At 63.9% G+C, this 26444-nt stretch carries 22 protein-coding genes and 1 tRNA gene; 13 read left to right on the top strand and 10 right to left on the bottom strand.

Going from position 1 to position 26444, the window contains the following annotated elements; translation table 11 throughout:
* Positions 1-44 precede the first annotated feature (44 nt).
* The 3 genes from MY494_RS10090 to MY494_RS10080 are packed head-to-tail and all read left to right on the top strand — an operon-like array spanning position 45 to position 1958.
* Positions 45-467, top strand: a complete 423-nt coding sequence (locus tag MY494_RS10090) for a hypothetical protein (protein WP_247910125.1) — start codon at positions 45-47, stop codon at positions 465-467.
* Positions 467-1690 carry a lipid-A-disaccharide synthase-related protein gene (locus MY494_RS10085; RefSeq protein ID WP_247910124.1) on the top strand — a complete coding sequence of 408 codons (1224 nt, stop codon included), beginning with the start codon at positions 467-469 and terminating at the stop codon, positions 1688-1690. Before MY494_RS10090 ends, MY494_RS10085 begins: the two co-directional genes overlap by 1 nt.
* Complete coding sequence (locus MY494_RS10080) at positions 1683-1958, top strand: hypothetical protein (RefSeq protein WP_247910123.1); 276 nt, start codon at positions 1683-1685, stop codon at positions 1956-1958. The genes MY494_RS10085 and MY494_RS10080 overlap by 8 nt, the downstream gene beginning before the upstream one ends.
* On the opposite strand, the gene MY494_RS10075 is transcribed toward MY494_RS10080, so the two are convergent.
* Positions 1927-2856, bottom strand: coding sequence for a TIGR01777 family oxidoreductase (locus MY494_RS10075; RefSeq protein ID WP_247910121.1), 930 nt, complete (start codon positions 2854-2856; stop codon positions 1927-1929). The two genes, MY494_RS10080 and MY494_RS10075, sit on opposite strands and share 32 nt — an antisense overlap.
* Before the next feature lie 90 nt (positions 2857-2946).
* Between MY494_RS10075 and ndhO the strand changes: the two genes are divergently transcribed.
* On the top strand, positions 2947-3192 hold the full coding sequence (gene ndhO / locus MY494_RS10070; RefSeq protein ID WP_247910119.1) for an NAD(P)H-quinone oxidoreductase subunit O: 246 nt from the start codon (positions 2947-2949) through the stop codon (positions 3190-3192).
* On the opposite strand, the gene MY494_RS10065 is transcribed toward ndhO, so the two are convergent.
* From MY494_RS10065 to MY494_RS10050, 4 genes are all read right to left on the bottom strand, one after another.
* Positions 3189-3875 (bottom strand): J domain-containing protein, encoded by a 687-nt coding sequence (locus MY494_RS10065; protein ID WP_247910118.1) that lies wholly within the window; start codon positions 3873-3875, stop codon positions 3189-3191. The genes ndhO and MY494_RS10065 overlap by 4 nt on opposite strands.
* Before the next feature lie 94 nt (positions 3876-3969).
* Entirely contained in the window at positions 3970-5622 is a 1653-nt protein-coding gene (locus MY494_RS10060; RefSeq protein WP_247910117.1) for an iron uptake porin, read from the bottom strand.
* A gap of 242 nt (positions 5623-5864) precedes the next feature.
* On the bottom strand, positions 5865-7616 hold the full coding sequence (locus MY494_RS10055) for an iron uptake porin (RefSeq protein ID WP_247910116.1): 1752 nt from the start codon (positions 7614-7616) through the stop codon (positions 5865-5867).
* 244 nt (positions 7617-7860) lie between these two features.
* Positions 7861-9450: an iron uptake porin gene (locus MY494_RS10050; protein WP_247910115.1), complete on the bottom strand. Its 1590-nt coding sequence runs from the start codon at positions 9448-9450 to the stop codon at positions 7861-7863.
* Between the two features lie 186 nt (positions 9451-9636).
* On the opposite strand from MY494_RS10050, the gene MY494_RS10045 reads away from it, so the two are divergent.
* From MY494_RS10045 to MY494_RS10030, 4 genes are read left to right on the top strand one after another with little or no spacing between them, the layout of a single operon-like run.
* Complete coding sequence (locus MY494_RS10045) at positions 9637-11148, top strand: glycosyltransferase family 39 protein (protein WP_247910113.1); 1512 nt, start codon at positions 9637-9639, stop codon at positions 11146-11148.
* Positions 11115-13502, top strand: coding sequence for a glycosyltransferase family 39 protein (locus MY494_RS10040; RefSeq protein ID WP_247910112.1), 2388 nt, complete (start codon positions 11115-11117; stop codon positions 13500-13502). Before MY494_RS10045 ends, MY494_RS10040 begins: the two co-directional genes overlap by 34 nt.
* Positions 13499-14893: a glycosyltransferase gene (locus MY494_RS10035; protein ID WP_247910111.1), complete on the top strand. Its 1395-nt coding sequence runs from the start codon at positions 13499-13501 to the stop codon at positions 14891-14893. Before MY494_RS10040 ends, MY494_RS10035 begins: the two co-directional genes overlap by 4 nt.
* Positions 14893-15837 carry a lysylphosphatidylglycerol synthase transmembrane domain-containing protein gene (locus MY494_RS10030; RefSeq protein ID WP_247910110.1) on the top strand — a complete coding sequence of 315 codons (945 nt, stop codon included), beginning with the start codon at positions 14893-14895 and terminating at the stop codon, positions 15835-15837. The genes MY494_RS10035 and MY494_RS10030 overlap by 1 nt, the downstream gene beginning before the upstream one ends.
* Here MY494_RS10030 and MY494_RS10025 read toward each other — a convergent pair.
* On the bottom strand, positions 15815-17050 hold the full coding sequence (locus MY494_RS10025; RefSeq protein ID WP_247910109.1) for a hypothetical protein: 1236 nt from the start codon (positions 17048-17050) through the stop codon (positions 15815-15817). The two genes, MY494_RS10030 and MY494_RS10025, sit on opposite strands and share 23 nt — an antisense overlap.
* A gap of 367 nt (positions 17051-17417) precedes the next feature.
* Between MY494_RS10025 and MY494_RS10020 the strand changes: the two genes are divergently transcribed.
* The gene (locus tag MY494_RS10020) at positions 17418-19028 is read left to right on the top strand and encodes a multicopper oxidase family protein (RefSeq protein WP_247910108.1); all 1611 of its coding nucleotides are present in this window, start codon (positions 17418-17420) and stop codon (positions 19026-19028) included.
* Between the two features lie 71 nt (positions 19029-19099).
* Here the strand turns inward: MY494_RS10020 and psbD are convergent, their stop codons facing one another.
* Positions 19100-20155: a photosystem II D2 protein (photosystem q(a) protein) gene (psbD, locus tag MY494_RS10015; protein ID WP_185186856.1), complete on the bottom strand. Its 1056-nt coding sequence runs from the start codon at positions 20153-20155 to the stop codon at positions 19100-19102.
* Positions 20156-20363: 208 nt separating this feature from the next.
* Here psbD and MY494_RS10010 point away from each other — a divergent pair, with 208 nt between their 5' ends.
* The 4 genes from MY494_RS10010 (at position 20364) to MY494_RS09995 (ending at position 22460) form a co-directional block, all read left to right on the top strand.
* A complete protein-coding gene (locus MY494_RS10010; RefSeq protein WP_247910107.1) occupies positions 20364-20591 on the top strand; it encodes a hypothetical protein in 228 nt (75 codons plus the stop codon).
* On the top strand, positions 20584-21279 hold the full coding sequence (locus tag MY494_RS10005) for an ABC transporter ATP-binding protein (protein WP_247910106.1): 696 nt from the start codon (positions 20584-20586) through the stop codon (positions 21277-21279). Before MY494_RS10010 ends, MY494_RS10005 begins: the two co-directional genes overlap by 8 nt.
* Positions 21280-21312: 33 nt before the next feature.
* A tRNA-Asn gene (locus MY494_RS10000) sits at positions 21313-21384 on the top strand.
* Between the two features lie 305 nt (positions 21385-21689).
* Entirely contained in the window at positions 21690-22460 is a 771-nt protein-coding gene (locus MY494_RS09995; protein ID WP_247910105.1) for a response regulator transcription factor, read from the top strand.
* Here the strand turns inward: MY494_RS09995 and MY494_RS09990 are convergent.
* Genes MY494_RS09990 through MY494_RS09980 form a run of 3 tightly spaced genes read right to left on the bottom strand, consistent with a single transcriptional unit; the run spans position 22457 to position 26379 of the window.
* Positions 22457-23437, bottom strand: coding sequence for a DNA polymerase III subunit delta' (locus MY494_RS09990; RefSeq protein ID WP_247910104.1), 981 nt, complete (start codon positions 23435-23437; stop codon positions 22457-22459). The genes MY494_RS09995 and MY494_RS09990 overlap by 4 nt on opposite strands.
* A complete protein-coding gene (gene tmk, locus MY494_RS09985; RefSeq protein ID WP_247910102.1) occupies positions 23430-24074 on the bottom strand; it encodes a dTMP kinase in 645 nt (214 codons plus the stop codon). The genes MY494_RS09990 and tmk overlap by 8 nt, the downstream gene beginning before the upstream one ends.
* The gene (locus tag MY494_RS09980) at positions 24067-26379 is read right to left on the bottom strand and encodes a cation-translocating P-type ATPase (protein WP_247912019.1); all 2313 of its coding nucleotides are present in this window, start codon (positions 26377-26379) and stop codon (positions 24067-24069) included. The genes tmk and MY494_RS09980 overlap by 8 nt, the downstream gene beginning before the upstream one ends.
* Positions 26380-26444 lie beyond the last annotated feature (65 nt).

The raw sequence follows: 26444 nt of genomic DNA, 5'->3' as shown, positions 1-26444 counted from the left end.
CCTCGGGTGCGAATCTGAGCTGACGAAACGGCACGCCCTCCGCCATGACCGCCACTGACGCGCCCTCGCAATTTGAGCAGGCCCTGAAGAGCTACAACGAGGGCGCTCCGCTGTCTGAGGTGATTGCCAGCTTCCTGCAGATCACCCAACAGGATCCCCGGCTTTCGGCGGGCTGGACCTGTCTGGCCTGGCTCCAACTGCTGGACAACCAAGCGCAGACAGCCCTGCGCTCAGCGCGGATGGCCGTCAAGCTCAACCCCCAGGACCCCCAGGCCCGGATCAACCTGAGCCTGGCGATGCTCGAGAACAACGTGAAAGGCGTGCGGGAGCACATTGAGCTGGTGCAGCGCATGCGCGTGATGGCGCCTGAGATCGGCGAAGAACTGGACTCCTCCATCGCTGACGGGCTCGCACGACGCCCCGACTGGCAGGCCCTGCAAAAGGTCAAAGCTTGGCTGCACGGTTGATGGCACAGCAGGGCCAGCGACGCATCCTGTTGCTGAGCAACGGCCACGGTGAAGACCTCAGCGGCTCCCTGATCGGAACGGCGCTCCAGCAGCAGGGCTGCAGCGTTGAAGCCCTGCCCTTGGTGGGGCACGGCCAGGCCTATGAGCAGGCCGGAATCACCACACGGGGCAAGACCCGCGAGTACAGCACCGGCGGCCTGGGCTACACCAGCCTGATCGGACGGATCACCGAGGTCGTGCAGGGCCAGGTGCTCTACCTGCTCAGCCGGCTGCTGCTCTTGCTGCGAATCGGCCATCGCTACGACCTGATCCTCGTGGTGGGCGATGTCATCCCAGTGGTGGCAGCCTGGTTGAGCCGCAGGCCGATGGCCACCTACCTGGTGGCCTACTCCAGCCACTACGAAGGACGCCTGCAGCTGCCCTGGCCCTGCGGTGGCTGCCTGAAATCGAAGCGATCTCTGGCCATCTACAGCCGCGATCAACTCACCGCCAGCGACCTCAGCGAGCAGCTGCAGCGGCCCGTTCAGTTTTTTGGAAACCCCTTCTTCGACGGGGCCGTAGGCAACAGCGATCAGCTGGCGGGAGCCCCGCGCCAACGCCTCGGTCTCCTCCCCGGCAGCCGACTGCCGGAGGCCCTGCACAACCTGGAGCTCATGCTGCGGGTGCTGGAGCGCTTGCCCGAAACCCTGCGTCCTCCCCAACGGCTTGGACTGCATGCGGCCCTGGTGGGAAAACTGACGCCCCAGGAAGTTGCGCCCCTAGCCAGCCGGCTGGGCTGGCGCCTGGAGCTCGAGAGCAGCAGCCGCTGCAGCCTGCAGCGCGGCCCCCTGCATCTGCAGCTGGAGTGGGGGCGCTTCGCCGCCGTCATCCAACAGTGCGACCTGCTGCTCTCGATGACCGGCACCGCGGCCGAGCAGTGCGTGGGACTGGGCAAACCGGTGTTGCAGCTCGTCGGAGAGGGCCCGCAGTTCACCGACAACTTCGCTGAAGCGCAGCGTCGGCTGCTGGGACCTGGCTTGTTCTGTGCCACGGGGAGTGCAGGTAGTGAGGAGCAGCTGCGGGGCAGCGCGGAGCTGCTGGAGCAACTCCTCAACCGGCTCCTGGTGGATCGGCGCTGGCATGAGGAACTGGAGCAGCTTGGGGAAGAGCGGATCGGCAGCGGCGGCGGCGGCGCCAAGATGAGCGCTGATTTGTTGGAGCGTCTGGCGCAGCGCCATGGCTGAAGCGAACCCACCCAGCACCGGCCAACGCCTCAAGGGCTACCTGGATGCCGTGCTGGTGGCCGACGTCTTCGTGGTCATCGCCGGAGCCATCTGGTTTGGCGTGGCCGTGCTCTGCCACAGCCGGGGCATTGAGGCTCCCTTGAACCTCTTTCAGAGCCTCTGGGAGCCGCTCTTCACTCCGGCCATCGGCCTGCTGATGGGAGCAGCGATCCTCAGCGGAATACTGGGGTGGGCGCTCAAGTGGTGGCGCGGGCGAGAGCAGCGCTGAGCTCCGGGTCTTCAAAGACAAAGCCCTGCTGCTGCAGGCGCTCCGACAGCACCTGCTGGCCTTCCAAGACCACCTTGGCGCCATCGCCGAGCAGAAGCTGAAGGATGGGTGCGGGAACCGGCAACAGGCTGGGGCGCCCCAGAACCTGACCGAGGGCCGACGCAAACGTGGCCATGCTGCAGGGGGCCGGGGCCACCGCGTTGTAGGTGCCCTGGTAGGCCGGGTTGGCGAGGGCCTCGGCAATCAGGCGGCAGAGGTCGTGGCGGGTAATCCAGCTCATCCACTGCTGGCCATTCCCAATCGGGCCACCGAAGCCCATCCGGAAGACCGGCAGCATCTTTCCCAGGGCTCCGCCATCGGGACCGAGGACAATCCCGATCCGCAGAATCACCACCCGAGCGAAAGCCGAGGCCGTCTGGGCCTCCTGCTCCCAGGCCTGACAGAGACCGGCAAGGAAATCACCGCCAGCGCCACTGGCTTCGCGGAAGCGCTCTGAGCTGCTGGTGCCGTAGTAGCCAATGGCCGAGCCGCTGATCAACGTCTTGGGGCGCTGGGCTTCCGGGAGTGCCTGCATGGCGGCCACCAGAGCGCGGGTGGTGTTGATACGGCTGCTGCTGAGCAGTTGACGATGGGCATCGCTCCAACGCTTCTCAGCGATGGGCTCACCGGCCAGGTTGATCACCGCCTCGCTGGAGGCCAGGGCCTCCTGAACCGCAGGGACTTGCCAGGTGGCAGCCACAGCGGGATCGGCCTGAAGCCGCTGGAGTTGAGGAGACTGCACCGAGGCCAACGGGGTGCTGGAGCGGCTGAGCAGCACCAACTGATGACCGCCCTCCAGCAGCAGGGGCACCAAAGCCCGGCCGACAAAACCACTGCACCCCACCAGCAGAATCCGCACGCGCCCTGAGCCCTTGAACTGGTTGGAAGGCTAGGGACCCTCTGGATCACCGAGCGGGAACTAGCCTGGCGGCAACCCGTCCTTGATGCCATGGCCGAAGCGCCCGCCAGCAAACCCGCGGCCGCCGCCATCAAAAAAGGCGCCCTGGTGAAGGTGAATCGCGCGGCCTACAGCGGCAGCCTGGAATCCCAAGCCAGCGACACCACCGCTCCGGATTACCTGTTCGAGGGCCCAGCCGAGGTGCTGCTGGTGAAAGGGGATTACGCCCAACTGCGCTATCGCCGGCCGGTGCCCGACATCTGGCTGCGGCTGGATCAACTGGAAGCCTTGAGCTAGAGGTCCAGACGACGGCGCTCCGCTTGAAGCCGAGTGCGCCGTTGCTTGGCTTCCCGCAACATCTCCCGGCCGTCGTGGAGGTAGTTATCGACGTAGCCCATGGTGTAGCGCTCCAGTTCCACCACGGCGTCCTTGACCTGGGAGAGGCAGTGGTAGACGCTGAGGCTGAAGCCCTTGGCTGAGGCCGGGGCGGCCATGGAGCGATAAAGCGTTTCCACCTTCTCGAGCTTGGCCTGACTCTGCTCGAGGTAACTGCAGAATGCCTCCATCAGCTGGTCGTCGTAGGGGTCGGCCGAGAGCGCCTTGAATTCAGCCGGGAAGGGGTTGATGACCTGACCCAGCAGACGATCAATCGGCGCATAGACCGTCTGCAGCCAGATCAGCAGCGCTTCATCGCCGCGGGCTGATTCGGCTGTGGCCTTGCGGGCCGCCCGACCGGCTGCAGCGGAGCGCACCGTGGATTGATGACTGCTAACGGCGCGATGGCGGTCGTGTTCAGCGCGGCGCTCCCGATCCCGCAGTACCTCCCAGGCCGCATTGATCGCCAGAATCGCCTCTTCATCTCCCCCGGCATCGGGGTGATGCTGCTTCACCAGGGCCCGGTAGGCCGCCTTGATCTCTGCGCCACTGGCCGAAGCCACCACACCGAGCACCACATAGGGATCGCGGGCGGACTGGGGCATGCACGGCAGAGAGGGGCTGCACCCATCCTTAAACAGCAAAAAGCCCCCCGCCAAAGGCGGAGGGCTAGGGGTGAAAGGGGTGCCCTGAGGGGAATCAGAAGCGGAAGGTGGTCATCACCAGGCCGCCAAAGACGTTGTCCTTGGCGTTGTAAGCACCGGTGCTGGTGTTGTATTTGCCGTACTGACCATCGAGGTTGTTGATGTAGTAGAGGGCAGGCTTCACCGAGATGTTGTCGGAGATCTGGTACTCGTACCACCACTCCCACATGGTGTTGGAGTCCATCGGGGAGCTCGCGCCAGCGACAGTGCCGACCGAACCGCCACCGTTGGTACTCACGTAGGGAGCCTGACCAACGGCCATGCCGGCCTTGTTGCCATTACGCAGGGCATCGTTCCACTGCAGACCCACCATCCAGGACTGGGTCTTGGCCCAGTTATCCGTGCGATAGGGAATGCCGCGGAAGGCGGCGTTCTCGGACTTGGTGGAACCCCAGCCAAGGCTCACGGTCGGAATCCAACCGCTGTTCTCTGGGATCCAGTAGCCACTGACGCCGTAGCTGTTGTTGCTGCCGGTGCGGCCCACGTCAAAGCCATAGGGCGTAGCGCGGTGCAGCTTGGAGTTTTGCGCGTAGGTGTAGGCCGCCGCGATGGCGTAGTTGCCACCAATCAGCGGGGTGTTCTGACCGGTGTAGCCCAACTGCGTGACCGAGACGCTGTTAGAGCCGCCGGTCATGATTCCGCCGGTGCTGGGGTTGCCGTCGGAACCATCAGCGGAGACGTAGTTGCTGCTGATGGCCAGTCCTTTGATGCCAAGCAGTTGCTTGTAAGTGCCACCAAAACCGGCACCGAAACCGCTCTTGTTGTAGACGCCAGGGGAACCAGCACGGGAGAAGAAATCAAGCAGACCCGGCTTGTAAACCGAGGGCACACCGATGGCGAGCATGCCGGGGTCGTCGATACGCACCCGAGCGCCAACGTTGAACTTGAGCTTCTCGCCCGCAGGGAAGGCATAGAAGAGGCGGTTCACACCAACGACGTTGGCACCAGCCGGCTCCTGGAAAGCAGGATCAAGCTTCAGCAGGCCGTAGTTGTAGGCACTCTCTTGAAAGTTGCCGGCACGCAGCAGGGTGCGAAGCAGGTCTTTGCCGGTGAAGCTGGTGTCAAGATAAAGGCGTTGGTCGTAGTTAAACGTGGTCGCGGCACGATTCGCTTTTTTGAAAGCCGTTGTGTATGGAACAGACTGATCAGTATCGGCCGTATTTGTGCCGGTAAAGCTATTCGCACCGACCACAAAACGGGTAAACCCGCGCAGCTTGGTGGTGGTGGAGAACTGGGTCGCTTGCAGTTCACCAACCTTGGCCTCAAGGCCGTCCACGCGGCCGCGGGTGATGGCCAGCTCACGCTCGAACTCCTTCATCAGGCGCTTCAGCTCGTCGGTCACCTCAGTGATCCGGTCGAGGCAAGCGTTCAGCAGTGCGGCCGCTTCATAGCGGGTCATCGCACGGTTGCCGCGGTAGGTGCCGTTGGGGTAGCCAGCGACGCAGCCGTAGCGCTCGATCAGGTTGCTCAGTGCCTGATAAGCCCAGTCGGTGGGCTGCACGTCAGAGAACTGGGTGATCGAAGTCACCTGCTCTTCGGTGCCGTACTGGCTCAGGCCAGCGATGTTGACATCAGCGGCGTTTGCAGCGACAGGAGCCAGAAGGCCCAGAGCTGCAGGCGCCAGAAGAAGCTTCTGGAACAGTTTCATTGGTCCTCACACCAAACGAGGAGCCCCAAAGAGGGGAGCAGCCACCCTATTGGGTCACCTCCTTGGGGCCGGAGCTATTGGCACCGGACCGCGTATCAAATGAGACTTTCGGCCTCTTTTGTGATCACAAAGCGCCTCAGATCTGCGAACGCTGAACAATAAAAAACCCCGGCCAAAGCCGGGGTTAAACGAGGTCGAAGAAAGGGCTCTATGTGTGAGGAGAGAGCCCCAACTGTTCTGGATCAGAACTTGAAGGTGGTCTTCAGCAGGCCGCCGAACACGTTGTCGGTGGCGTTGAACGCACCGGTGCTCAGATTGGCCTTACCCAGCATGCCGTCGTAGTTCTGGATGTAGTACAGGGCCGGGGTGACGGTGATGTTGTCGGTCACCTGGAACTTGTACCACCACTCCCAGGCGTAGTTGGAATCCATAGGCTTGCTGACACCCAGGGTGTCGGCAACGGCACCACCACCAGTCTTGGTGAGGAAGGGAGCCTGGCCAACGGCCATGCCCAGATCGTTGCCCTTCACGAAGGTGTCAGGCCACTGCAGACCGACGTACCAGGAGTTGGCCTGGGGGTTGGTGTCGGTGCGGTAGTAGCTGGTTGTGAAGCTGCTGATGCCCCAACCGGTGCTGACGGAAGGAATCCAGCCGGTTTTCTCGGGAACCCAGTAGCCGCTCAGACCAAAGTTGTTGGAGCTGGTGTTGAGACCGTAACCAGACCCTTCATGCCGAGAGATGCCATTGGAGACGGCGAGAGCAAGAGGAGTGCCGCTCGCAAGCCCCATGTTCTGGCTGTAGGCGTAAGCCGCTGCAATACCCCAGGCGCTGCCGCCCACAACGGGGAACTTGCCGCCGACGTAACCCAGCTGGGTCACAGAAGTGCTGCTGGAACCATCGGTTGCAACACCACCAAAGACGGGATCACCGTTGTTGGCGCTAGCCGAGACGTAGTTGGTCGACAAGGTCCAACCGTCAGCGCCAAGCACGTCGTTGTAGACGATGCCGGCACCAGCGCCCAGGCCGTTGGTGGTGTTGTAAGCGCCAGGTGCACCGGCGTAGGTGAAGACGTCGAGGACGCTGTCAGCGGGGTAGACGCTGGGCCACATGCCGAGCATGCCGGCGTCGTCCATACGGACGCGGGCACCAACGTTGACGCTGAAGCTCTTGCCGAGGGGGAAGTTGTAGAAGAGGCGGTTGACCTCAACAACGTTGTCCTGGGTGGGAGCGTTGGTGGCCACTTCCAGGAAAGTCAAGCCGTAGCCGTAAGGGCTGGCATTTCCCCAGGCGCTGTCACCGTCAAAGAAGTTGTCAGCACGCAGGGTGGTGCGCAGCAGATCCTTACCGGTGAAGCTGGTGTCGAAGTTCAGGCGAACGTCGTAGTTGAAGACGGTCGCGCCGAAGTTGCGCTTGTTGTATTTGTTGTTGAACGGAACGTTCGCGGGGTTCACCGCAACGCCGGTGTTGCCAAGAGCGGGAGCGACCAGGGTCGTCGGGGTGGCGTAGTTGGTGCCGGAGAAGCTGTTACCGCCCACAACGAAGGTGGCCTGACCACGCAGCTTGGTGGTGGTGGAGAACTGGGTGGCTTCCAGCTCGCCCACGCGGGCCTCGAGGCCGTCCACGCGGCCGCGGAGCACAGCCAGCTCACGCTCAAATTCCTTCATCAGGCGCTTGAGCTCGTCGGTCACTTCAGTGATCCGGTCGAGGCAAGCGTTCAGCAGTGCGGCCGCTTCATAGCGGGTCATCGCACGGTTGCCGCGGTAGGTGCCGTTGGGGTAGCCAGCGACGCAGCCGTAGCGCTCGATCAGGTTGCTCAGTGCCTGATAAGCCCAGTCGGTGGGCTGCACGTCAGAGAACTGGGTGATCGAAGTCACCTGCTCTTCGGTGCCGTACTGGCTCAGGCCAGCGATGTTGACGTCAGCGGCGTTTGCAGCGACAGGAGCCAGAAGGCCCAGAGCTGCAGGCGCCAGAAGAAGCTTCTGGAACAGTTTCATTGGTCCTCACACCAAAACGAGGAATACGACCAAATGTGATCGCTGACACAAAATGACCGACCAAACGACAACCACGAACACCTGATGTGCCAGTCGGCTCACCGCCTGGTAGCGAGCGGCACCCCCGAAGAGCCGTCCATGTGCATCTCCTAGTTGAATCAGGCCATGAAAAAACCCCGGCCGAAACCGGGGTTGAACGAGGCCAAGGGCTGCTGTCCGAGGAGAGAGCCCCAGTTGCTCTGGATCAGAACTTGAAGGTGGTCTTCAGCAGGCCGCCGAAGACATTGTCGGTGGCGTTGTAAGCACCGGTGGTGCTGACCTTGCCGAGCTGACCGTCGTAGTTCTGGATGTAGTACAGAGCAGGGGTGACGGTGATGTTGTCGGTCACCTGGAACTTGTACCACCACTCCCACATGTAGTTGGAGTCCATGGGGGTTGCCGGAGCAGAAGCGCCGTAGCCGGTGCTGGTGATGAACGGAGCCTGGCCGACGGCCATGCCCAGGTCATTGCCCTTCACGAAGGTGTCAGGCCACTGCAGACCCACGTACCAGGACTGAGCCTTGCCCCAGGTATCGGTACGGACAGGGCCGTTCTCGAAGGAGCTGGTACCCCAGCCAGTGCTGACGGAAGGAATCCAACCAGTGTTCTCGGGAACCCAGTAGCCGCTCAGGCCAAAGCTGTTGGTGGAACCAACGCCGCCGTACTGCTGAGCGAACGGAGTGCTGATGAACAGAGCGTTGTTCTGGCTGTAGGTGTAAGCCGCAGCTGCACCCCAAGCGCTACCACCGATGATGGGGAACTTGCCGCCGGTGTAACCCAGCTGGGTCACGCTCACGGAGCTGGACGCATCGGTCATCAGACCGGCATCGCCTTCACCGCCGTTGATGGAGACGTAGTTGCTGGAGAGGGTCACGCCCTCGAAGCCCAGAACGTTGTTGTAGGTGGCACCGAAACCAGCACCCAGACCATCAAGGTCATAGGCACCAGGAGCACCGGCGTAGGTGAAGAAGTCGAGGACGGTGTCAGCGGGGTAGACGCTGGGCCACATGCCAAGCATGCCGGCGTCATCCACACGGACGGTTGCACCAGCGGTAACGCTGAAGTCTTTGCCGACGGGGAAGTTGTAGAAGAGGCGCTTGATGGCGACGACGTCGTCAGCAGCGGGGGACTGGAAGGCCACTTCCAGGGCAGTCAGGCCATTGAAGTAGGCACTGCCGTTGAAGTCGCCAGCACGCAGCACGGTGCGGAGCAGGTCCTTACCGGTGAAGCTGCTGTCCAGGATCAGACGCAGGTCGTAGTTGAAGGTGGTGGCGCCGTAGGCCGACTTGTTGGCATCCACCTTGGGGCTGGTGCCGGTGAAGCTGTTTGCGCCCACAACGAAGGTGGCCAGACCACGCAGCTTGGTGGTGGTGGAGAACTGGGTCGCTTCCAGTTCGCCCACGCGGGCCTCGAGGCCGTCCACGCGACCGCGGAGCACAGCCAGCTCACGCTCGAATTCCTTCATCAGGCGCTTGAGCTCGTCGGTCACTTCAGTGATCCGGTCGAGGCAAGCGTTCAGCAGTGCGGCCGCTTCATAGCGGGTCATCGCACGGTTGCCGCGGTAGGTGCCGTTGGGGTAGCCAGCGACGCAGCCGTAGCGCTCGATCAGGTTGCTCAGTGCCTGATAAGCCCAGTCGGTGGGCTGCACGTCAGAGAACTGGGTGATCGAAGTCACCTGCTCTTCGGTGCCGTACTGGCTCAGGCCAGCGATGTTGACGTCAGCGGCGTTTGCAGCGACAGGAGCCAGAAGGCCCAGAGCTGCAGGCGCCAGAAGAAGCTTCTGGAACAGTTTCATTGGTCCTCACACCAAAACGAGGAGTTGGGCAATCGCCCCCAGCGATGATGCGGAAGCACCTGATAGCCGCAAATCCAGCGTGTGCCACAACCTGCAATGACTGGTAACAAAGGAGACAAAGTGGGTCTCCATTCGTATAAACGAAAACCCTTTTGTTGGTGGCCAGCGCTGCCCTTCCTGCCGCTGTTGATCAGCGTCGCGCCCCGCAGTTACCTCGCCCACGACGAGGGCTACTACGCCCTTCAGGCCCGCTGGATCCAAGAGAGTGGCCAGTGGCTGGCGCCCCTCTGGTGGGATCAACCCCTGTTTGATCGCACCATTGGCGTCCAGTGGCTGATCGCCACTGCCCAGAGCCTCTTCGGGCCCAGCAGCTGGGCGGCGCATCTGCCCTCACTGCTGGCGGCAGCGCTCGCGCTCTGGCTCACCGCACGCCTGGCCTCACGGCTGCTCGGCCCGGGCCTGGGTTGGCTGAGTGCAGCCCTTCTGGCGCTCACGCCTCTCTTTATTAACTACGCCCACCTCGCCAGCCAGGACATGCCCCTGCTGGCCCTCGAGCTGCTCGGGGTATGGGCACTACTGCAGGCCCAGCCCCAAACCTCGCGCGGTTGGCAGATCGCCGCAGGGCTCTGGCTGGGGCCAGCCTTCTTGATTAAGGGCTTCATGACCGCCCTGACGGTCCTCGCCCTGCTGCCCTTCCTCCTACTCAGACGACGGTTCCTGCTGCGCGCGCCTGCCTTCTGGTCCGGACTGCTGCTGGGTTGGCTTCCCGTGGCGCTCTGGCTGGGTTTGAGCCTGCAGCACTACGGCGCCGGCGTGGTCGGCGGACTACTGGACAAGTTGCTCTTCCTCTCCGAAAGCGACGTCTACAGCGCCGGGCCCTTCTATTACTTCTGGAACATTCCGGCCAACTGCGCGCCCTGGAGCCTGGTGGCCATCGCCGGACTGGTGTGGGGGCTGAAGCGCTGGCGCTCCGAGCAGGGGCTGCTTCTGCTGGTCTATCCGCTCAGCCTGCTGCTGCTGCTGAGTTGCTTCCGCACCAAGACCCCGTACTACGGCCTACAGCTCACGCCATTTCTGGCGATCTGGGCCGCCAGCGGCCTGCGTCTCTTCGCGCAATCCGGGATCGCCCGGCCGCGGGCCATCGCCTGGTGCCTGGCGGGCCTCGGCGTTCTGCTGAGCCTCGCCGGCGTGCTCCTGCTGGTCCCCGGCAACCTGCTCAACCTCGAGATCCCGCCCCTCGCTCCCGCGCTGGTGGGACTCGCGGCCCTCGCGCTCGGCCTGAGCTGGGCCCTGCTGCCCCAACAACAGACCCCAAAACGCGTCCTCGCCGCCGTCTTGATCGGTCCTTGGCTGGCCCTCAGCCTGCTCGTGCAGGGCGGACTTTTTAGTGATCGCTCCCCCGCCGTGCGCCAAGCCCTGAGCGCTGGTGAGCTGCCTGGGCTGCTGGCCGCCGAACCGGTGGCGGTGATCAGCCAGGGCTCCTTGAGCGGCCAGGCCCATGCCCAATTGATCCTCGTCGCCCTGGGCACACCACAGCTCGGTCCCAAGCTTGAGAACGCCAAAGACCTCGCCCCCGGCGCTCTGGCCTGGATCGAGTCAGCCGCGCTGCAGGATTCGGCCAATCGGGACCTCATTCCCCTGGCCTCGGGCGATGATCTGGCCCCATGGACCTTGGTACGCAGCCCCAGCGGCAACTGAACCGGCGTGATGGCCTGCTGCTGCTGGCCCTCTGGCTGATCTGTCTGCTGCTGGATGGCCTCTGGATTCAGCAACACCAGGCCCCGCCGGCCTGGGACCAAGGGGATCACCTCAGCCGCGCCCTGGGTGTTTGGCAGGTGCTCAGCCAGCCCGCCCCCTGGAGCGGCGGCTGGTGGCACACCCTCTGGGCTCAAGCCCCCAGCTACCGCGGCCCGCTGACCTACATGCTGAGCGCCCCCGTTCTGCAGCTGCTCGGGCCGAGCTTCAGCAGTGCGATGGCCTCCGGCGCGGTCTTCAACGGGATCCTGCTGCTGAGCTGCTACGGCCTGGGGCGCCAACTGCACAGCCGCCGCGCCGGGCTCTGGGCGGCGCTGTTTGTTGCAGCCGCTCCGGCGTTGCTCAACCAACGCACCGACTACCTGATTGATCTGAGCCTGACCGCGCTGATGACGGCCGGCTGGTGGGTCCTCAGCCAGCGGCGCTGGTTCGCCCGCCAACGGCGCTGGCTCTGGTCCGTGCTCAGCGGCATCGGCCTGGGGCTCGTCGCCCTGACCCGGCCGACGGGGCTCGTCCTGCTCTGGCTGCCTCTGGTGCTGCTGCTGCTCGGGGGCTTTCGCGAGGCCCGCCGCGGCCACTGGCAGCCCCTGGCCCAGGAAGCGACCGGGGGACTGATCGCCTGGCTGCTGGTCTGGCCCTGGTTCAGCCAGAACTGGCTGACGATCCTGAGCACCATCAACAAGGCCCGCCAATGGGGGGTCGCCTACCAAGACGGCTTGGAGGCCAACAGCCTGGAGGGCTGGCTCTACTACTTGAAGTTGCTGCCGGCGATGTTGGGCAGCAGCCTGACGGCGCTGGTGCTGGTGGGCGGGGTCATCGCCCTGGTCCAGCGCAGACCCCCGCTCAAGGCCGACAAGGCCTGGCTGCTCTGGTGGTTGAGCTTTCCGCTGGGGGGCCTGCTGGTGTGCATCCTGATGACCAGCAAGGACTTTCGTTTTGTCCTGCCCCTGCTGCCGCAGCTAGCCGTGGGGCTGGGCCTGGTGGTGGCCAGCGTCGAGCGCCGCTGGGCCCCCGTTTGGCAGGCCGCACTGGTGCTCGTCGCCCTGCTCGGAGCGCTCTGGAGCCAATTCGGCTGGGGACCGAAGCTGAGCAGCTTTCCGCCCCATCGCCCGAACCCCCAGGGGGGCTGGCCCCTCGAGGCGATCGTGGCGACGGTCCGCGAGACCAGCCCCAACCAGCTCTCCACCCTGGCGGTGCTGCCCGACAGCGAAGGGCTCAACGCCTTCAACCTCGAGGCCGAGGGGCGGCGCCAGCAGTTCCGCATGGCCGCCCGCCAGACCGTGGCCCCGAAGGAGCGACTCGAAGAGGAACTCAGCAACTTCGATTGGTTCCTCAGCAAAGGCGGAGACCAGGGGGTCATGAGCGATGAGCGGCAGGCGCGCCAAGCCGAACTGCTGGAGGGCTCCCCGTCTTTCGAGCCGATCAACAGCTGGAGCCTCCCCGATGGCAGCGAGGCCCAGCTGCTGCGACGCAAGACCCTCAGCGTCAGTGCCAACCAGGTCAACTGCCCCACCCAGATCAGCGGATCGATCAACGCGATTCCAGGCGGATTGGACGTCAAGGTCTCCGGCCCAAGCCAAGTCCTGCAGGGCTCCCGCCTGCTGCTCACCCTTGAGCAGCCCGGGCAACGGCTCGAAGCCGACCAGGCCCTGGGCCAGGGCCTGCTGCGTTTGCCGCGAGGCTGCACCGAAGTCCAGCAGCAGCTCGCCTTCACAAGCAGCGGCGGGACCTGGAGTCCCCAACTGCAACTGCTCGAGGCCAACGGCAAGCGGAGGACCATCAAGCTGCCGCGGGGCACCACGCTTGACCTGCAGGCAGGGACGCAGGAGCCCGGCGCCCTGGCCGCCAACCGTGTCGCCCTGCTGCGCGGCCTGGGGGGCCAACTGCGCCGCGGGGAACTGGACAGCCTCTTCTCCAAGGTCGGTCAGCTCAACCAGAGCGACCCGGAGCAGATCTATCTGAGCGACGCCGAAGCCATCCTGCGGGCCCGACTCCAGGACAATCCCGGTGACCTGAACGACCTCTACAGCCTGGCCCTCGCCCAGGCGCTGCAACGGCATGCCAGCGATGCAGCGCAGACCTTGACCCAGATCAAGAGCCTGGATCCCTCCAATCCGAATGCCCTGCTGGGGCTTGGAGTCGTAGAGCTTTATCGCTTTCGGCCCGGCCAAGCCCAGGTGGAGCTCGATCAAGCAGCGAAGATGAGCCCCAACAACTCCACCTTGCGCACGCTGCGCATCGTGGCCAGCGCCCTGCGCCTGGATCTGCCCCAGACCTTCAGCCTGCTTCGTTCATGACCGCCCCGAGCCAGCAGATCCACTTCCGCCAGCGCAACCGCACCTATTACGCGGATCTCGAGCGTCTGCATCAACTGCTGGTCCCGCCGGGGCTGCGGGTGCTGGAAGTGGGTTGCGGCACCGGTGATCTGCTGGCCCAGCTGAAACCCGCCCACGGGGTGGGGATTGAGCTTGACCCGGAGGTGGCGGCGGTCGCCCGGGAGCGGCATCCCGAACTGCGGATCCTGGCGACCAACGCCGAGACGATGACCCCAGAGGCCATCGGCGAAACCCAGCCCTTTGACGTCATCCTGCTGCCCAACACCCTGAACACGCTTCAGGACGTGCAGGGGGTTCTGGAGCGCCTCGAGGCGTTTTGTCACCCGCGGACTCGTCTGGTGGTGAGTTTCCACAATTGGCTCTGGCAACCACTGCTGAAGGCCGCCGAACGTCTCGGCCAACGGCAACCGCAACCCCCAGAGAGCTGGTTGACCCCCAACGACGTCAACAACCTGCTGGATCTGGCGGGCTGGGAGGTACTGAAACAGGGCCAGCGCTGCTTAATCCCGCGCCAGATTCCCCTGGTTACGCCACTGGCGAACCGTTGGCTGAGCCAACTGCCGCTGATCGACAACCTGGGGTTGACCCACTGGATGGTGGCCAGGCCGGCCCGTCAACAGCGGCAGAACCCCAGCGTGAGCGTCGTCATCCCCGCGCGCAACGAAGCCGGCAATATCGCCCCGGCGATTGAACGGCTGCCGGAACTGGGCCGCTTCACCGAAGTGATTTTTGTTGAGGGGCATTCCTCCGATAACACCTGGGAGGAGATCGAGCGGATCTGCGCGAGCTATCAGGGCCCGATGCGCCTGAAGAAATTCCGGCAGACCGGCAAGGGCAAGGCCGATGCGGTCTGGCTGGGTTTCGATCAGGCGGAGGGGGATGTGCTGATGATCCTCGACGCCGACCTAACCGTCAGACCGGAGGATTTGCCGCGCTTCGCCCAGGCCATGGCTGATGGGCGCGGTGAGTTCGTCAATGGCTGCCGCCTGGTCTACCCCCGCAGCTGGGAAGCGATGCCGCCGCTGAACACCGCGGCCAACCGCTTCTTTGCCGCCGCCTTCTCCTGGTTGCTGCGCCAACGGCTGAAGGACACCCTCTGCGGCACCAAGGTGATCTGGAAGGACGACTACGAACGTCTCAAAGCCGGTCGCAGTTACTTCGGGGACTTCGACCCGTTTGGAGACTTTGACCTGCTCTTTGGCGCCAGCAAGTTGAACTTGAAGATCGTGGAGGTCCCGGTTCGCTATCAAGAGCGCAGCTACGGCAGCTCCAACATCGCCCACGTCAAAGAGGGTCTGATCCTGGGTCAGATGTGCCTCTATGCCGCCCGCAAGTTGAGGTTCATTCCCTGATGCGGCGCCGTTGGCTGTTCGGGCTGGTCGCAGCCCTCGCGATTTACCTGGGACTGACCACCGCCTTTGGCATCCAGGACGTGAGCGCCACCCTGGGGGAACTGCCCTGGCGCTGGTGGATCCTGGCTCCGGCCATATGCCTGGGGAGTCACCTGGTGCTGATTGGGCGCTGGTCTTATTACCTGCGCCAACTGGGCTTCCCACTACCCCTAAAACCCGCCGCCAAGATCTACGCGGCTGGCTTGGCCTTGATCGCTGCCCCGGGTCGCAGCGGAGAGGCGGTCCGGGGCCTCTGGCTGCAGCGGCGCCACGGCTTTCCATTGACCGTGGGCGTCGGCATCACCCTGGCGGAACGGCTGGCTGATCTGGCCAGTGCCCTGCTGGTGCTGAGCTGGGGTCTAGGGGAGCAGGTCTGGATCGCCATGCTGATCGGCCTGGCGGTATTGGGCGTGGGTGGCTGGGTGCTGACCCACCCGCGAGTGCTGCGCCGACTGGAGCATTGGCTCGAGCGTCTGCCCCTGCATCAGCGCTGGAGCGGCCTGATCCGCCTGCTGCGCGAGGCCCTGCTGGCCATGGGCCGCATGCGGCAGCTGATGAAACCCAAGCCACTGATTGTCGGCACCCTGTTGGCCTGCATCTGCTGGATGATCGAGGCAGGACTGCTGGTGGCGCTCTACCAGGCCCTCGGTGTTGACCTGAGCCTGCATCAAACCGCCGTGATTCGAACGGCGACCGGATTGGGTGGTGTGATTTCGCTGCTGCCCGCCGGATTGGGCACCAGTGAAGCCACCTCGATTGGCCTGGCAATGCTTTACGGGGCCGACCGCTCCCAGGCCCTAGCCGTCACACTGCTGCTACGGCTCTGCACCCTGGCGATTCCCTGCTTGGTCGGTGTTCTCGCCTTGGTCCGGCAACCCGATCTCAGCCGTTCTGCTGAAGCTTGAGCCGTCGCTGTTCGATCAACAGCACCACGACCGCCACCAGCAGCATCAAGAGGGAGGCGTGGAAATAGTTGTGGGGAAGAAACTTACGGACATCACCTGTCGCAGGCCCCACGCCAGCCGCCATGGCGATTAGGCCGATCGAGAGCCACTCGGGGCGAGCAATGGGGCTGCATTCCAGCGAGCGAGCCGGGCACTGAGCCGCTGTCACCAGCATCGCTAGAAACAGCAGGATCACGCCGTAGCGAAGCCAGTCATGGGTGATCAAGACAAAGGGCAGCGCCACCGGCACCCAGGAGAGCCAAACGCGAAAAGCCAGGGTGCGTTCCCTCGGCCTGCGCTCCCCCATCGCCGTTAATACAGCAATGCCATAAACCAACACCGCACCCAAGGATCGAGAGACGCGCGCGAAGGTATCTCTTGGCGAATCGGAGAGATAGCGGCTGAACTCCTGCTTCACGTTGAAACTGAAACCCACTGATGCCGCGAGGCCACCGCCGTCTTGGTAACGCAGCTGCTCCCCAGTGAAGGGATTGATTGCCACTAAGGCCTCTCGCGCCGCCTGCCCCACACTCGGAGAATCGGGTTGCTGGAACACCAGCAGAAGAGCCGCCGCCATCGCCACTGGGAGCCAACGCCAGGGGGTGGCTCGCATCAACCAGAAACCAACCGGCAAGAGCAACAGCGCGCAGCCCTCATAGATCAGTGATGCGAGTCCATATGAGAGCAGAACAACGACATCCCGAGCTCGGCTCTGGGCTGGGGTCAGCAGCACCGACGCCATCAGTAAGAGACAGAGCTGCAGCGGATCCAAGACCGTCTCCGCCAGGGACTTGCCGAATGGAGCGAGCAACAGCAACAGGCTGATCAGCAGCGGGGGCCAACCGGAGCGGGCCAGCAGGATTCGCACGACGGCATACAGCAACAGCGCCAGTGCCATGAACAGCAGCAAGGCGAAAACGTTGAGCCAAACCAAGTCCAATCCCGACGGGAAGAGATGCCTCAGCAGCTCACCGGTGAACCCCCGCTTGGTGAATCCACCGGCGTAGTTCTTGAGCAGCTGATTAATCCAATAGGGATCAACGCAAAGGGTGAGCGAAGCCTCCTGGCTCCAGCACGCGGCCCCAGCCCAGCCTCCGCGAAAAAACTGAACCGTGGCCAGCAACAGCACCAAAACCGAGCCGGGCCAATCCAGCGCTTGCCTTGTGCTCTGCATCGGCGGGCCACAGGGAGAGGCCCCAGTCAAAACGATGCCCCCGATTCCTCAAGAGGAACCGGGGGCTCTCGCCGGGTCCGCTCTGGCGCGGAACCGTTTGATCTAGGAACGAGGCGCCGAAATCAGGCGGCGTTCTCCGCGATCAGCAGACCCTGCTTCTTACAACTGTGGGGCACGGACACCTCCTCCTGTGGGGATTGGTGTTAGCCGGCGATGCATCCGGCAACGCTTCCGCCCGAAGGGTTCTGCGCCGCCACATCACTGCTAACGGAACGCGCCAATCCTATCGAGGCTGACCAGGGGGCGGCGTTGTGAATGCGACAACGCCACGCGCTTTGCCTAGACAGCGGACAGAAGGGGTCCTTGGATGCGTCGCCGATCGTTGCTTCGACTCGGGCTGCTGGCCACGATCTTGGGGGGCTCAACCCGGTCCTGGCTGAGCGCAGCTCAGGCCAAAGCCAAACGGAGCTGGCAGCAGTTCATCAGCCAGGCCACCTTCCAGCGTCCCCTGAACCGCAACACCAGGGTGCTCGAGATCACCACGGCACCGATCACTGTGCTCGGCAAAACCGTTGAGAGGGGGTGCATCCGAGCGAGCGATGGTCAGCGGGGCTACACCACCCGGCGGGAGCAGGGCGTGGATCTGGAGTTGGTCAACAAGCTGCCGGTTCCAACCACCGTTCACTGGCATGGCCTCATTCTTCCCAATCCGATGGATGGGGTGCCCTATGTGACCCAACCCCCCATCCCCCCGGGGGAGAGGCAACGCATTCACTACCCGCTCCAGCAGGACGGCACCTTCTGGATGCACTCCCACTACGGGCTGCAAACCCAAAGCTTCGTGGCCGAACCCTTTCTGATCCTCAGCCAGGAGCAAGAGGACTGGGCAGACCAGACGCTCACGGTGACGCTGAGGGATTTCAGCTTCACGCCTGCCAACACCATCCTCAGCAACATCGTCGCGGGCAAACGCGGAGGAGATACCGCCATGGCTCGCGCCCTGGAGACATTCGATTGGCAGGCCGAAAGGCCACTGCTCACACAACAGTGGGATGCAACCAGCGAACGGTTCTGTTGGCGACGCCAGACAGGCAGCTTGATGCTGCCCGATGTCGTCTACGACGCACTCCTGGCCAATGAAAGGAGCCTGGACGCACCTCAAATCATCGATGTAAGGCCTGGAGACACCGTGGCGATTCGCTGGATCGCCGCGAGCGCCTTCATGAATTTCTTTCTCGACCTGGGGGAGCTGGAAGGCGAGCTCCTGCGCACGGATGCCAACCCAGTGGAACCGATCCGGGGATCGGTGTTTCAGCTCGCCGTTGCCCAACGCCTCAGCCTCAGGATCCGACTTCCGGACACACCTGGCGTCTTTCCGCTACTGGCCCTGGGAGAGCGGAGCAACCTGCGCTGCGGGGTGGTGCTCCGCAGCGCCCCTGAACAGCCCATCCCGGCACTGGCGCCGCAAACGGAGCAGTGGACCGGGCCTCTCGACTTCACCCAGGACCAACAACTCAGGGCCCAGCGCCCCCTCTCCAGCAAACCCACGGACAACACCATTCCCGTGGCCCTGACTGGTCCCGCCCCTGCGTACCGCTGGGGGCTGAACAATCGCTTCTATCCCTACCGAGACCCCTATTGGGTGGAGGAGGGTCAACGGGTCGAGATGGTCTTCAGCAATCCCACCCCGATGGGCCATCCGATGCACCTCCATGGCCACGAATTTCAGATCATCGAAATCGATGGCCAACCGCTCTCAGGTCCCATGCGAGACACCGTCCTGGTGCCCAAGGGGAGCAGCTGCCGGATCGCCTTCGACGCGCTCCACCCTGGAATTTGGGCCTTCCATTGCCACATCAGCTATCACCACGCCCGCGGCATGTTCAACGTGCTGGCCTATCGCTCAGCCGACCTGAGCTGGTGGGACCCCAGCGGGTTTACCCATGAACAGCTGACCTTCGACCAGGTCGATCCATAGGTCAAAAAAAAGCGCCCCGTTGGGGGCGCAAGGTGTCCACATCAAGCGTGGGCAGAACGAAGACGTCTCAATCAGAGAGCGTTGCCGCGGGGCAGAACCTCTTCAGGGAAGACGAAGTTTTCGTGCGGTTGGTCCGCGGGGGCCATCCAGGCGCGCAGGCCTTCGTTCAGAAGAATGTTCTTCGTGTAGAAGGTCTCGAACTCGGGGTCCTCAGCAGCGCGGATTTCCTGCGACACGAAGTCGTAGGCACGCAGGTTGAGGGCCAGGCCAATGATGCCGATGGAGCTGGTCCAGAGGCCCATGACGGGCACGAACAGCATGAAGAAGTGCAGCCAACGCTTGTTGGAGAACGCGATCCCGAAGATCTGGCTCCAGAAGCGGTTGGCGGTGACCATCGAATAGGTCTCTTCTTCCTGAGTGGGCTCGAACGCCTTAAAGGTGTTGGCCTGCTCGCTGTCCTCAAACAGGGTGTTCTCCACGGTGGCGCCGTGGATGGCACACAGCAGTGCGCCGCCGAGGATGCCGGCCACGCCCATCATGTGGAAGGGGTTCAGGGTCCAGTTGTGGAAGCCCTGGAGGAACAGCAGGAAGCGGAAGATCGCTGCCACGCCGAAGCTCGGAGCGAAGAACCAGCTGCTCTGGCCGAGGGGGTACATCAGGAAAACACTGACGAACACCGCAATCGGGCCGGAGAAGGCGATGGCGTTGTAAGGACGGATGCCGACCAGGCGAGCAATCTCGAACTGACGCAGCATGAAGCCGATCAGGGAGAAGGCGCCGTGCAGGGCTACGAAGGTCCACAGGCCGCCGAGCTGGCACCAGCGCACGAAGTCGCCCTGGGCTTCTGGGCCCCAGAGAAGAAGAAGGGAGTGGCCCATGGCATCAGCCGGGCTGCTCACCGCAGCGGTGAGGAAATTGCAGCCCTCCAGATAGGAGCTGGCAATGCCGTGGGTGTACCAGGAAGTGACAAAGGTGGTGCCGGTCAGCCAGCCACCCAGTGCCAGATAGGCAGTGGGGAACAGGAGCAGACCCGACCACCCGACAAAAACGAAGCGGTCGCGCTTGAGCCAGTCATCGAGGACGTCAAACCATCCCCGCTGCGGCGCGCGCCCTACAGCGATCGTCATGAGAGCGGCTTCATGAAGCTTTACAAGCGCACTGTACGGGCAACCAGACGTTGGCGGCGAGCCTTGGGACGATTTCCAGCACGAATGCGCAGCCGTTAAGTACTTGTACTCAGGCCGACGGCAGCCGGCGCCGCAGTTCGCCAGAGTGGGGACTGCTTGAAATCCCTCTCCAGTGTTTGTAATTGAGCTCTCGTTGAAGCTGAGCCCGATGCCCATCGCGGTCCAGCGCAAAGAGCAAAGCGCTGCGCAGGATCTCTACAACCAGATCAAACAGGCCATGGAGTCCGGGCACCCTCGCCTTCTCGAGCTTCAGTGCGAGAAAGAAGAGAGCAAGCGCATCAGCCTGCTGACCAGCGAGGTCGTGGCGGTCCAGACCTACGAAAAATCAAGCCTCGGCGGCGGCAGTAAGCGCCCCGGCTTCAGCTTCGATGGCTGAGGCTGGCGAGGGGCAACCTTCCCTTGTTGCCAATCGCCTGGGTTTCACCTGGCCGACTGGTCATCGCGCCCTAGATCACTGCAGCTTCTCCATTCCCCGCCCTGGCCTTTGGATGCTCGTGGGCGGCAATGGCTGTGGCAAGAGCACCCTGCTGCGCTTGATCGCCGGCCTGCTGGAGCCGAGCCAAGGCCAACTGGAGCGCCCCCTGAAGCCGGCCCTGGTGTTCCAAAACCCTGATCACCAGCTGCTGCTTCCCAGCTGCGGAAGCGACATCGAGCTCTCGCTACCCAACCAGCTCGAGGAAAGGGAGCGACTCGGACGCGTCACCAACACACTTCAGCAAGTCGGTCTCGAGGGCTTTCGCCAACGCCCCATCCACAGCCTCAGCGGCGGCCAAAAGCAACGCCTCGCCATCGCCGGAGCCTTGGCAAGCGAAGCGCAACTGCTCCTGCTCGATGAACCAACCGCGCTCCTGGATGAGACCAGCCAACAGGAGGTCATCAGCCTGATTCACCAGCTCTGCCACCGGCAGGAGGCACCGATCACGGCCCTCTGGATCACCCATCGCCTGGAGGAATTGAGCTGGTGCGATGGAGCCGCCCTCATGGAGCGTGGCAGCGTCGGCCCTTGGCAAGTCGGCAAGACGCTGCAGAGGCAGCTCAGGCCCCTTGCGACGAGGAAGGGCTGAAAGGTATGTTCTCTGGGTCCCGACAGGGAACATTCCTCGGTAGCTCAGCGGTAGAGCGGTCGACTGTTAATCGATTGGTCGCAGGTTCGAATCCCGCCCGGGGAGTTTTTTTGAGAGACCCAGTCCGCGTGGCTGGGTCTTTTTGTTGGTGGCCAGCAGCAACCGAACGAGGCTTCACAACAAACGCCCCGGAATCGCAACCCAGAAGACGAAAGAAAAGCTGAAGATTCACCGAACTGGGGTCTGGAGTGATTCGAGCAAATCCCTGATCAGCACTGAAGTCAGACCGTCCTTAGCCGAAAGACAAGAACAAGCGTTGTTGTGCAGAAGCACAAAAAGCCGCCGAGAATGCCTGCGGTGAACTTCGGCCCTTCACTGAAACCGCGACCCCGTCAACCCAGGAGCCAGTCATGAAGCCATGCATCCTGCTGATTGAAGACGACGGCGACATGCGCGAGCTTGTGGCCGGACACCTTGAGCACAGCGGCTTCGACGTGCAACGGGCCGAAGACGGCATCAAAGGCCAGGCCTTGGCACTGCAGTACACCCCGGACCTGGTCCTGCTGGACCTGATGCTCCCCAAGGTTGACGGGCTGACCCTCTGCCAACGGTTGAGGCGAGACGAGCGCACCTCCCGCATCCCGGTGCTGATGCTCACGGCGCTGGGCAGCACCAAAGACAAGGTCAGCGGCTTTAATTCCGGAGCGGACGACTACCTCGCGAAGCCTTTCGATCTTGAAGAGCTCCTGGTGCGCATCAAGGCGCTCCTACGCCGCTCCGATCGCGCCCCGCTCTCGACCAAGCACAACGAAATCCTGAGCTACGGCTGCCTCACCCTGGTCCCCGAGCGCTTCGAGGCGATCTGGTTCGACGAACCCGTACGGCTGACGCACCTGGAGTTCGAACTGCTCCACTGCCTGCTCCAGCGCCACGGCCAAACCGTTGCGCCCTCGTTGATCCTGAAAGAGGTCTGGGGTTACGAGCCGGACGACGACATCGAGACCATCCGAGTGCATGTGCGTCACCTGCGCACCAAGCTTGAGCCCGATCCCCGCAAGCCCCGCTTCATTAAGACCGTCTACGGCGCCGGCTATTGCCTGGAACTCCCTAGTGGGGCCAATCAAGAGGAGCTCGCCCAACTGGTCCAGCAGGCCCGAGACAATCGCCGGACCGCCGCCTAATGGGTTCGGGGTCCAACCCCTGAAAGAGCCAGTAACGCCACCTCCCAGGCCAAGCGCGGCTGTACATAGCTGCGCAGTTGGGCCCTGAGCTGCTCTAGCCGCTGCAGGGGTCGCGGATCCTGATGTTGACGCCAGAGATGAAGCTGCCACCAATCGAGCAGCCAGAGCTGCTGCTCCACATCCAGCACCTCACAGAGGTCACGGGCCAGCGAGAGGGCCAGCAGCGGTGTCTGCACGCCGTCGGGAGCAGAAAACGCACTGCAGCGCTCGGTTAAGCCCTCCGGCAAGGCCTGCCATTGGGCCCGTTGCTCCAGTAAGGCACCGGGGGAGCCGGCCGCCAGTTCAAGCAATTCAGGCGGATCTCCGGCCTGCTCGGTTCCCCCATGGCCGTGGCGCTGGAGCACCTCCTCAAGTAGCTGCGGCTCAAGACGCGCAAATGGAATCGACTGACAGCGCGATCGAATCGTGCTGAGTAACCGATCCGGGAAAGCCGTCAGCAGGATCAGCATCCCGTCCCCGGGCTCCTCCAGGGTTTTCAACAGCGCATTGGCCGCACCCTCAGCCATGGCCTCCACGGTCTCCATCACCACCAGGCAACGGGAGGACTCCACGGGCCTGCGCGCCAAAAACTGTGAGACGGCCCGGACCTGCTCGAGGCGCAGCTGCGGAGGTGCCTTGCGGCTGACTCCAGCGGCCTCGGCCTGGGAAGCGGGTACCAGCTGCCCCTTGTCGGAGTAGCTGGGCTCCACCCAAAGCAAATCGGGATGGTTGCCGTCCTGCAGCCGACGCCTCACGGAAAGGGAGCCATCCAGACCTGCAATCACTCCCTCCAGGAAGCGCAACGCCGCCAAACGGCGACCGACCCCGTCGGGACCGCAAAACAAGTAGGCCGGTGCCAGGCGCTGTTGCTGCAGACCAGCCCGAAGCAAGGCCACCGCTTGGGATTGCCCCAGCAGATCCTCGAAGAGTTCAGCCATCGCGTGTGCAGGCGTCGTGGATGGCGGCCTGCAGGGCCCGGCTGACCGCCTCGGGGGATTGACTGGCCTCGATGCAGCACCAGCTGTGTTGCTGGGCCAGGGCACTGAAGCCAGCACAGACCCGCGCGAGGAAGGCCTCGCCACTGGCTTCGATGCGATCAGCCTGGCGATGGCCTCGGCGCCGCAGGGACTCCGCCAATGGGATCTCCAGCAGGGCGGTGAGATCGGGCTGCACCCCGGCGGTCGCAATCCCAGCGAGCTGATCAATCAACTCCAGGGACAAGCCGCGGCCATAGCCCTGGTAAGCCGCCGTCGATCCGACAAAACGATCACTGAGCACCCAATGCCCCGCCGCCAGGGCCGGGGCGATGCGCTGCTGCACATGCTGGGCGCGATCGGCCGCATAGAGCAACAACTCCGCTGTGGACTCCGGTGCCGCTTCTCCAGGGGGATGCAGAAGCAGTTGACGCAGGGCCCGCCCGAGAGCTGTTCCCCCCGGCTCTCGGGTGACCAGCAATTGAGCCCCCTCAGGCATCAAGCCGCTACTCGGCAACCACTGTTTGAGGGAGTCGATCTGAGTGGTCTTCCCGCAGCCATCAATGCCCTCCAGCACCAGAAAGCGTCCCCGCTTAGTCATGGCGCCCCAAGAGCAACGCGTTCACAACAACAGTGATTGAGCTCATCGCCATCAACAGAGCTGCCAGCGGTGGTGACAGCACGACGCCAAAGCCTGGCAGGAGCACCCCAGCTGCGATCGGCAACACCACCAGGTTGTAGCCGAAGGCCCAGATCAGGTTTTGGCGCACCTTGGCCATGGTGCGGCGGGCGAGGCGCAGCGCCATTGGAATCGCCTCCAACCGATCCCCCAGCACCACCAGATCGGCGGTGTCGATGGCGATCTGCGTTCCGGTGCCAACCGCAATCCCCAAATCCGCCGCGGCCAATGCCGGAGCGTCGTTGATGCCATCTCCCACCATTCCGACGGGGTCGCTGGAGGCCTGGCGCGCCTGATCGATCCGCTCGAGCTTCTGCTGAGGGAGGAGTTCCCAGGCCAACTCCCGCAGCGGCAAGCCCAGTTGGAGCGCCAGGTGCCGCACCGGCGCCTGGCGGTCCCCGCTCAACAACCCCAACTGCACCCCCATTGCCCGCAACTGAACCAGGGCCTTTGGGGCATCCGCTCGCGGCTCATCATCCAGGGCAATCAGTCCCTGGAGCTGGCTGGATCCCGAGGCATCGGTCAGGGCCACCGCCACCACGGTCGCGCCCTGCTCTTCCTGCGCGTTCCACCAGCGCCTCTGGTCCTCCGCTATCTCCACTCCGTCCTTCAGCAACCAGGCCGGACGCCCCACTCGACAGAGGCCATGGCCCTGCACCTGAGCGCGGACCCCATCACCCGCCAAGGTGCAGGCCTCACTGACCTCCAGCAGCGGGAGCTCCAACTGCTGCGCCCGCTGCAGCAGGGCATGGGCCAAGGGGTGGCGGGTCTGGGCCTCCAGGCTGGCCGCCAGCTGAATCAAGCTCGATTCGCTGCCCTCCAGGCCAGAGCGCTCCACGGCCCGCACCGTGGGGCGGCCGACCGTGAGGGTCCCGGTCTTATCAAAAAAGAGGGTGCGCAGATGGGACGCCGCCTCGATGACATCACCACCACGAAAGAGCACCCCGGAGCGGGCCGCCAAACCACTGCCCACCGTGATCGCTGTTGGCGTCGCCAAGCCCAAGGCGCAGGGACAGGCCACCACCAGCACGGCGATGCTGAGTTGCAGGCCCAAGACGAAGGGAGTTTCAGCACCCAAGCCCAAGCTTCGGTGGCCGCCGTGCTGGTGGATGGAGGGCGCAGCGCTCAAGACGTGGGGCCAGAGCTGAGCACCGATCAACCACCAGAACAACAAGGTGACCAAGGCCAGCAGCATCACAACGACGCTGAAGCGCCCCGCCACCCGATCGGTCAGGGTCTGAATCGGAGCCTTCCGTGCTTGCGCACTTTCCACCAAGGCAATAATCCGCGCCACGGCGCTCTCGCGGCCGGGGCGCAGCACCTCCAGCTCGAGACTCGACTGCAGGTTCAAGGAACCCGCTGCGAGCTCCTGACCAACAGCAGCCACCAATGGCAGGGGTTCCCCGGTGAGGCTGGAGACATCCAAGCTCGAATACCCCTCGAGCACTCGGCTGTCCACGGGGATCCGATCCCCAGGCAGGACCCGTAGCCGATCCCCCGGACGCAGGGCACCCACGCGGACCGACTCGACCCGCGCCTGAGCGCCACTGCCCAACAGCAGCAGCGCCTCATCGGGTTGCAAACGGGCCAACTCCTGAAGTGCGCGTCCTGTGCGGAACCGCGCCCTTTCCTCCAGGAAACGCCCCATCAAGACGAAGCCCAGCAGCATCACCGGCTCGTTGAAGAAGCACTGCCAACCCACGGCCGGCCAGAACAAGGCCACCAAGCTGGCCAGGTAGGCGCTGCCCATCCCCAACCCCACCAGGGTGTCCATCCCCGGGGCACCGGCCCAGGCCGAACGCCAGCCCTGAACCAAAATCGGACGACCCGGCAGCAACAGGGCGATGGTCGCCACCAACGCATGCAGGCGGATGTCCGCCAAGGGGGGCAAAGGCAGCTGACCAGCTTCCGCCAGGTGTCCGGAGACGGAGAAGACAAGGAGCAGCAGCGCCACCATCAACTGGCGCCAGCGCTGCCACCAACTCTGCTGCTGCTGCCGCTCCGCCAGGCTCAGAGGGCGATCCTCGTCATCGAGGTTGCGCACCGCAGCCCTGTAGCCCATCGCGGCCAGGGACTCAATCAAGGGCTGGGCCGGCTCCGGCATCGCGGTCTCGGGGTCCAGACCGACCCAGGCCGTCCGATTCAGCAAATTGACACTGGCCTGACGCACCCCGGGTTGGGCCAGCAAGCGCTGTTCCACCGCGCGGACACAGCCGCCGCATTTCATACCCTCCACATCCAGCAAGAGCGGCGCCACCGGCTGGGCTGCTGGCTCAAGGTCAGGAGACACGC

Origin of the sequence: Synechococcus sp. A10-1-5-1 (assembly GCF_023115425.1) — a bacterium.
Lineage (GTDB): Bacteria > Cyanobacteriota > Cyanobacteriia > PCC-6307 > Cyanobiaceae > Vulcanococcus.
The sequence above is the reverse complement of the archived record's forward strand: the minus strand, read 5'-3'. Positions and strand labels throughout refer to the sequence as shown.

Bases quoted from the DNA above. Each gene is read 5' to 3' on its own strand.
- MY494_RS10090 (WP_247910125.1), top strand. From the start codon at position 45: ATGACCGCCACTGACGCGCCCTCGCAATTTGAGCAGGCCCTGAAGAGC.
- MY494_RS10085 (WP_247910124.1), top strand. From the start codon at position 467: ATGGCACAGCAGGGCCAGCGACGCATCCTGTTGCTGAGCAACGGCCAC.
- MY494_RS10080 (WP_247910123.1), top strand. From the start codon at position 1,683: ATGGCTGAAGCGAACCCACCCAGCACCGGCCAACGCCTCAAGGGCTAC.
- ndhO (WP_247910119.1), top strand. From the start codon at position 2,947: ATGGCCGAAGCGCCCGCCAGCAAACCCGCGGCCGCCGCCATCAAAAAA.
- MY494_RS10065 (WP_247910118.1), bottom strand. From the start codon at position 3,875: ATGCCCCAGTCCGCCCGCGATCCCTATGTGGTGCTCGGTGTGGTGGCT.
- MY494_RS10060 (WP_247910117.1), bottom strand. From the start codon at position 5,622: ATGAAACTGTTCCAGAAGCTTCTTCTGGCGCCTGCAGCTCTGGGCCTT.
- MY494_RS10055 (WP_247910116.1), bottom strand. From the start codon at position 7,616: ATGAAACTGTTCCAGAAGCTTCTTCTGGCGCCTGCAGCTCTGGGCCTT.
- MY494_RS10050 (WP_247910115.1), bottom strand. From the start codon at position 9,450: ATGAAACTGTTCCAGAAGCTTCTTCTGGCGCCTGCAGCTCTGGGCCTT.
- MY494_RS10040 (WP_247910112.1), top strand. From the start codon at position 11,115: ATGGACCTTGGTACGCAGCCCCAGCGGCAACTGAACCGGCGTGATGGC.
- MY494_RS10035 (WP_247910111.1), top strand. From the start codon at position 13,499: ATGACCGCCCCGAGCCAGCAGATCCACTTCCGCCAGCGCAACCGCACC.
- MY494_RS10030 (WP_247910110.1), top strand. From the start codon at position 14,893: ATGCGGCGCCGTTGGCTGTTCGGGCTGGTCGCAGCCCTCGCGATTTAC.
- MY494_RS10025 (WP_247910109.1), bottom strand. From the start codon at position 17,050: ATGCAGAGCACAAGGCAAGCGCTGGATTGGCCCGGCTCGGTTTTGGTG.
- MY494_RS10020 (WP_247910108.1), top strand. From the start codon at position 17,418: ATGCGTCGCCGATCGTTGCTTCGACTCGGGCTGCTGGCCACGATCTTG.
- psbD (WP_185186856.1), bottom strand. From the start codon at position 20,155: ATGACGATCGCTGTAGGGCGCGCGCCGCAGCGGGGATGGTTTGACGTC.
- MY494_RS10010 (WP_247910107.1), top strand. From the start codon at position 20,364: ATGCCCATCGCGGTCCAGCGCAAAGAGCAAAGCGCTGCGCAGGATCTC.
- MY494_RS10005 (WP_247910106.1), top strand. From the start codon at position 20,584: ATGGCTGAGGCTGGCGAGGGGCAACCTTCCCTTGTTGCCAATCGCCTG.
- MY494_RS09995 (WP_247910105.1), top strand. From the start codon at position 21,690: ATGAAGCCATGCATCCTGCTGATTGAAGACGACGGCGACATGCGCGAG.
- MY494_RS09990 (WP_247910104.1), bottom strand. From the start codon at position 23,437: ATGGCTGAACTCTTCGAGGATCTGCTGGGGCAATCCCAAGCGGTGGCC.
- tmk (WP_247910102.1), bottom strand. From the start codon at position 24,074: ATGACTAAGCGGGGACGCTTTCTGGTGCTGGAGGGCATTGATGGCTGC.
- MY494_RS09980 (WP_247912019.1), bottom strand. From the start codon at position 26,379: ATGAAATGCGGCGGCTGTGTCCGCGCGGTGGAACAGCGCTTGCTGGCC.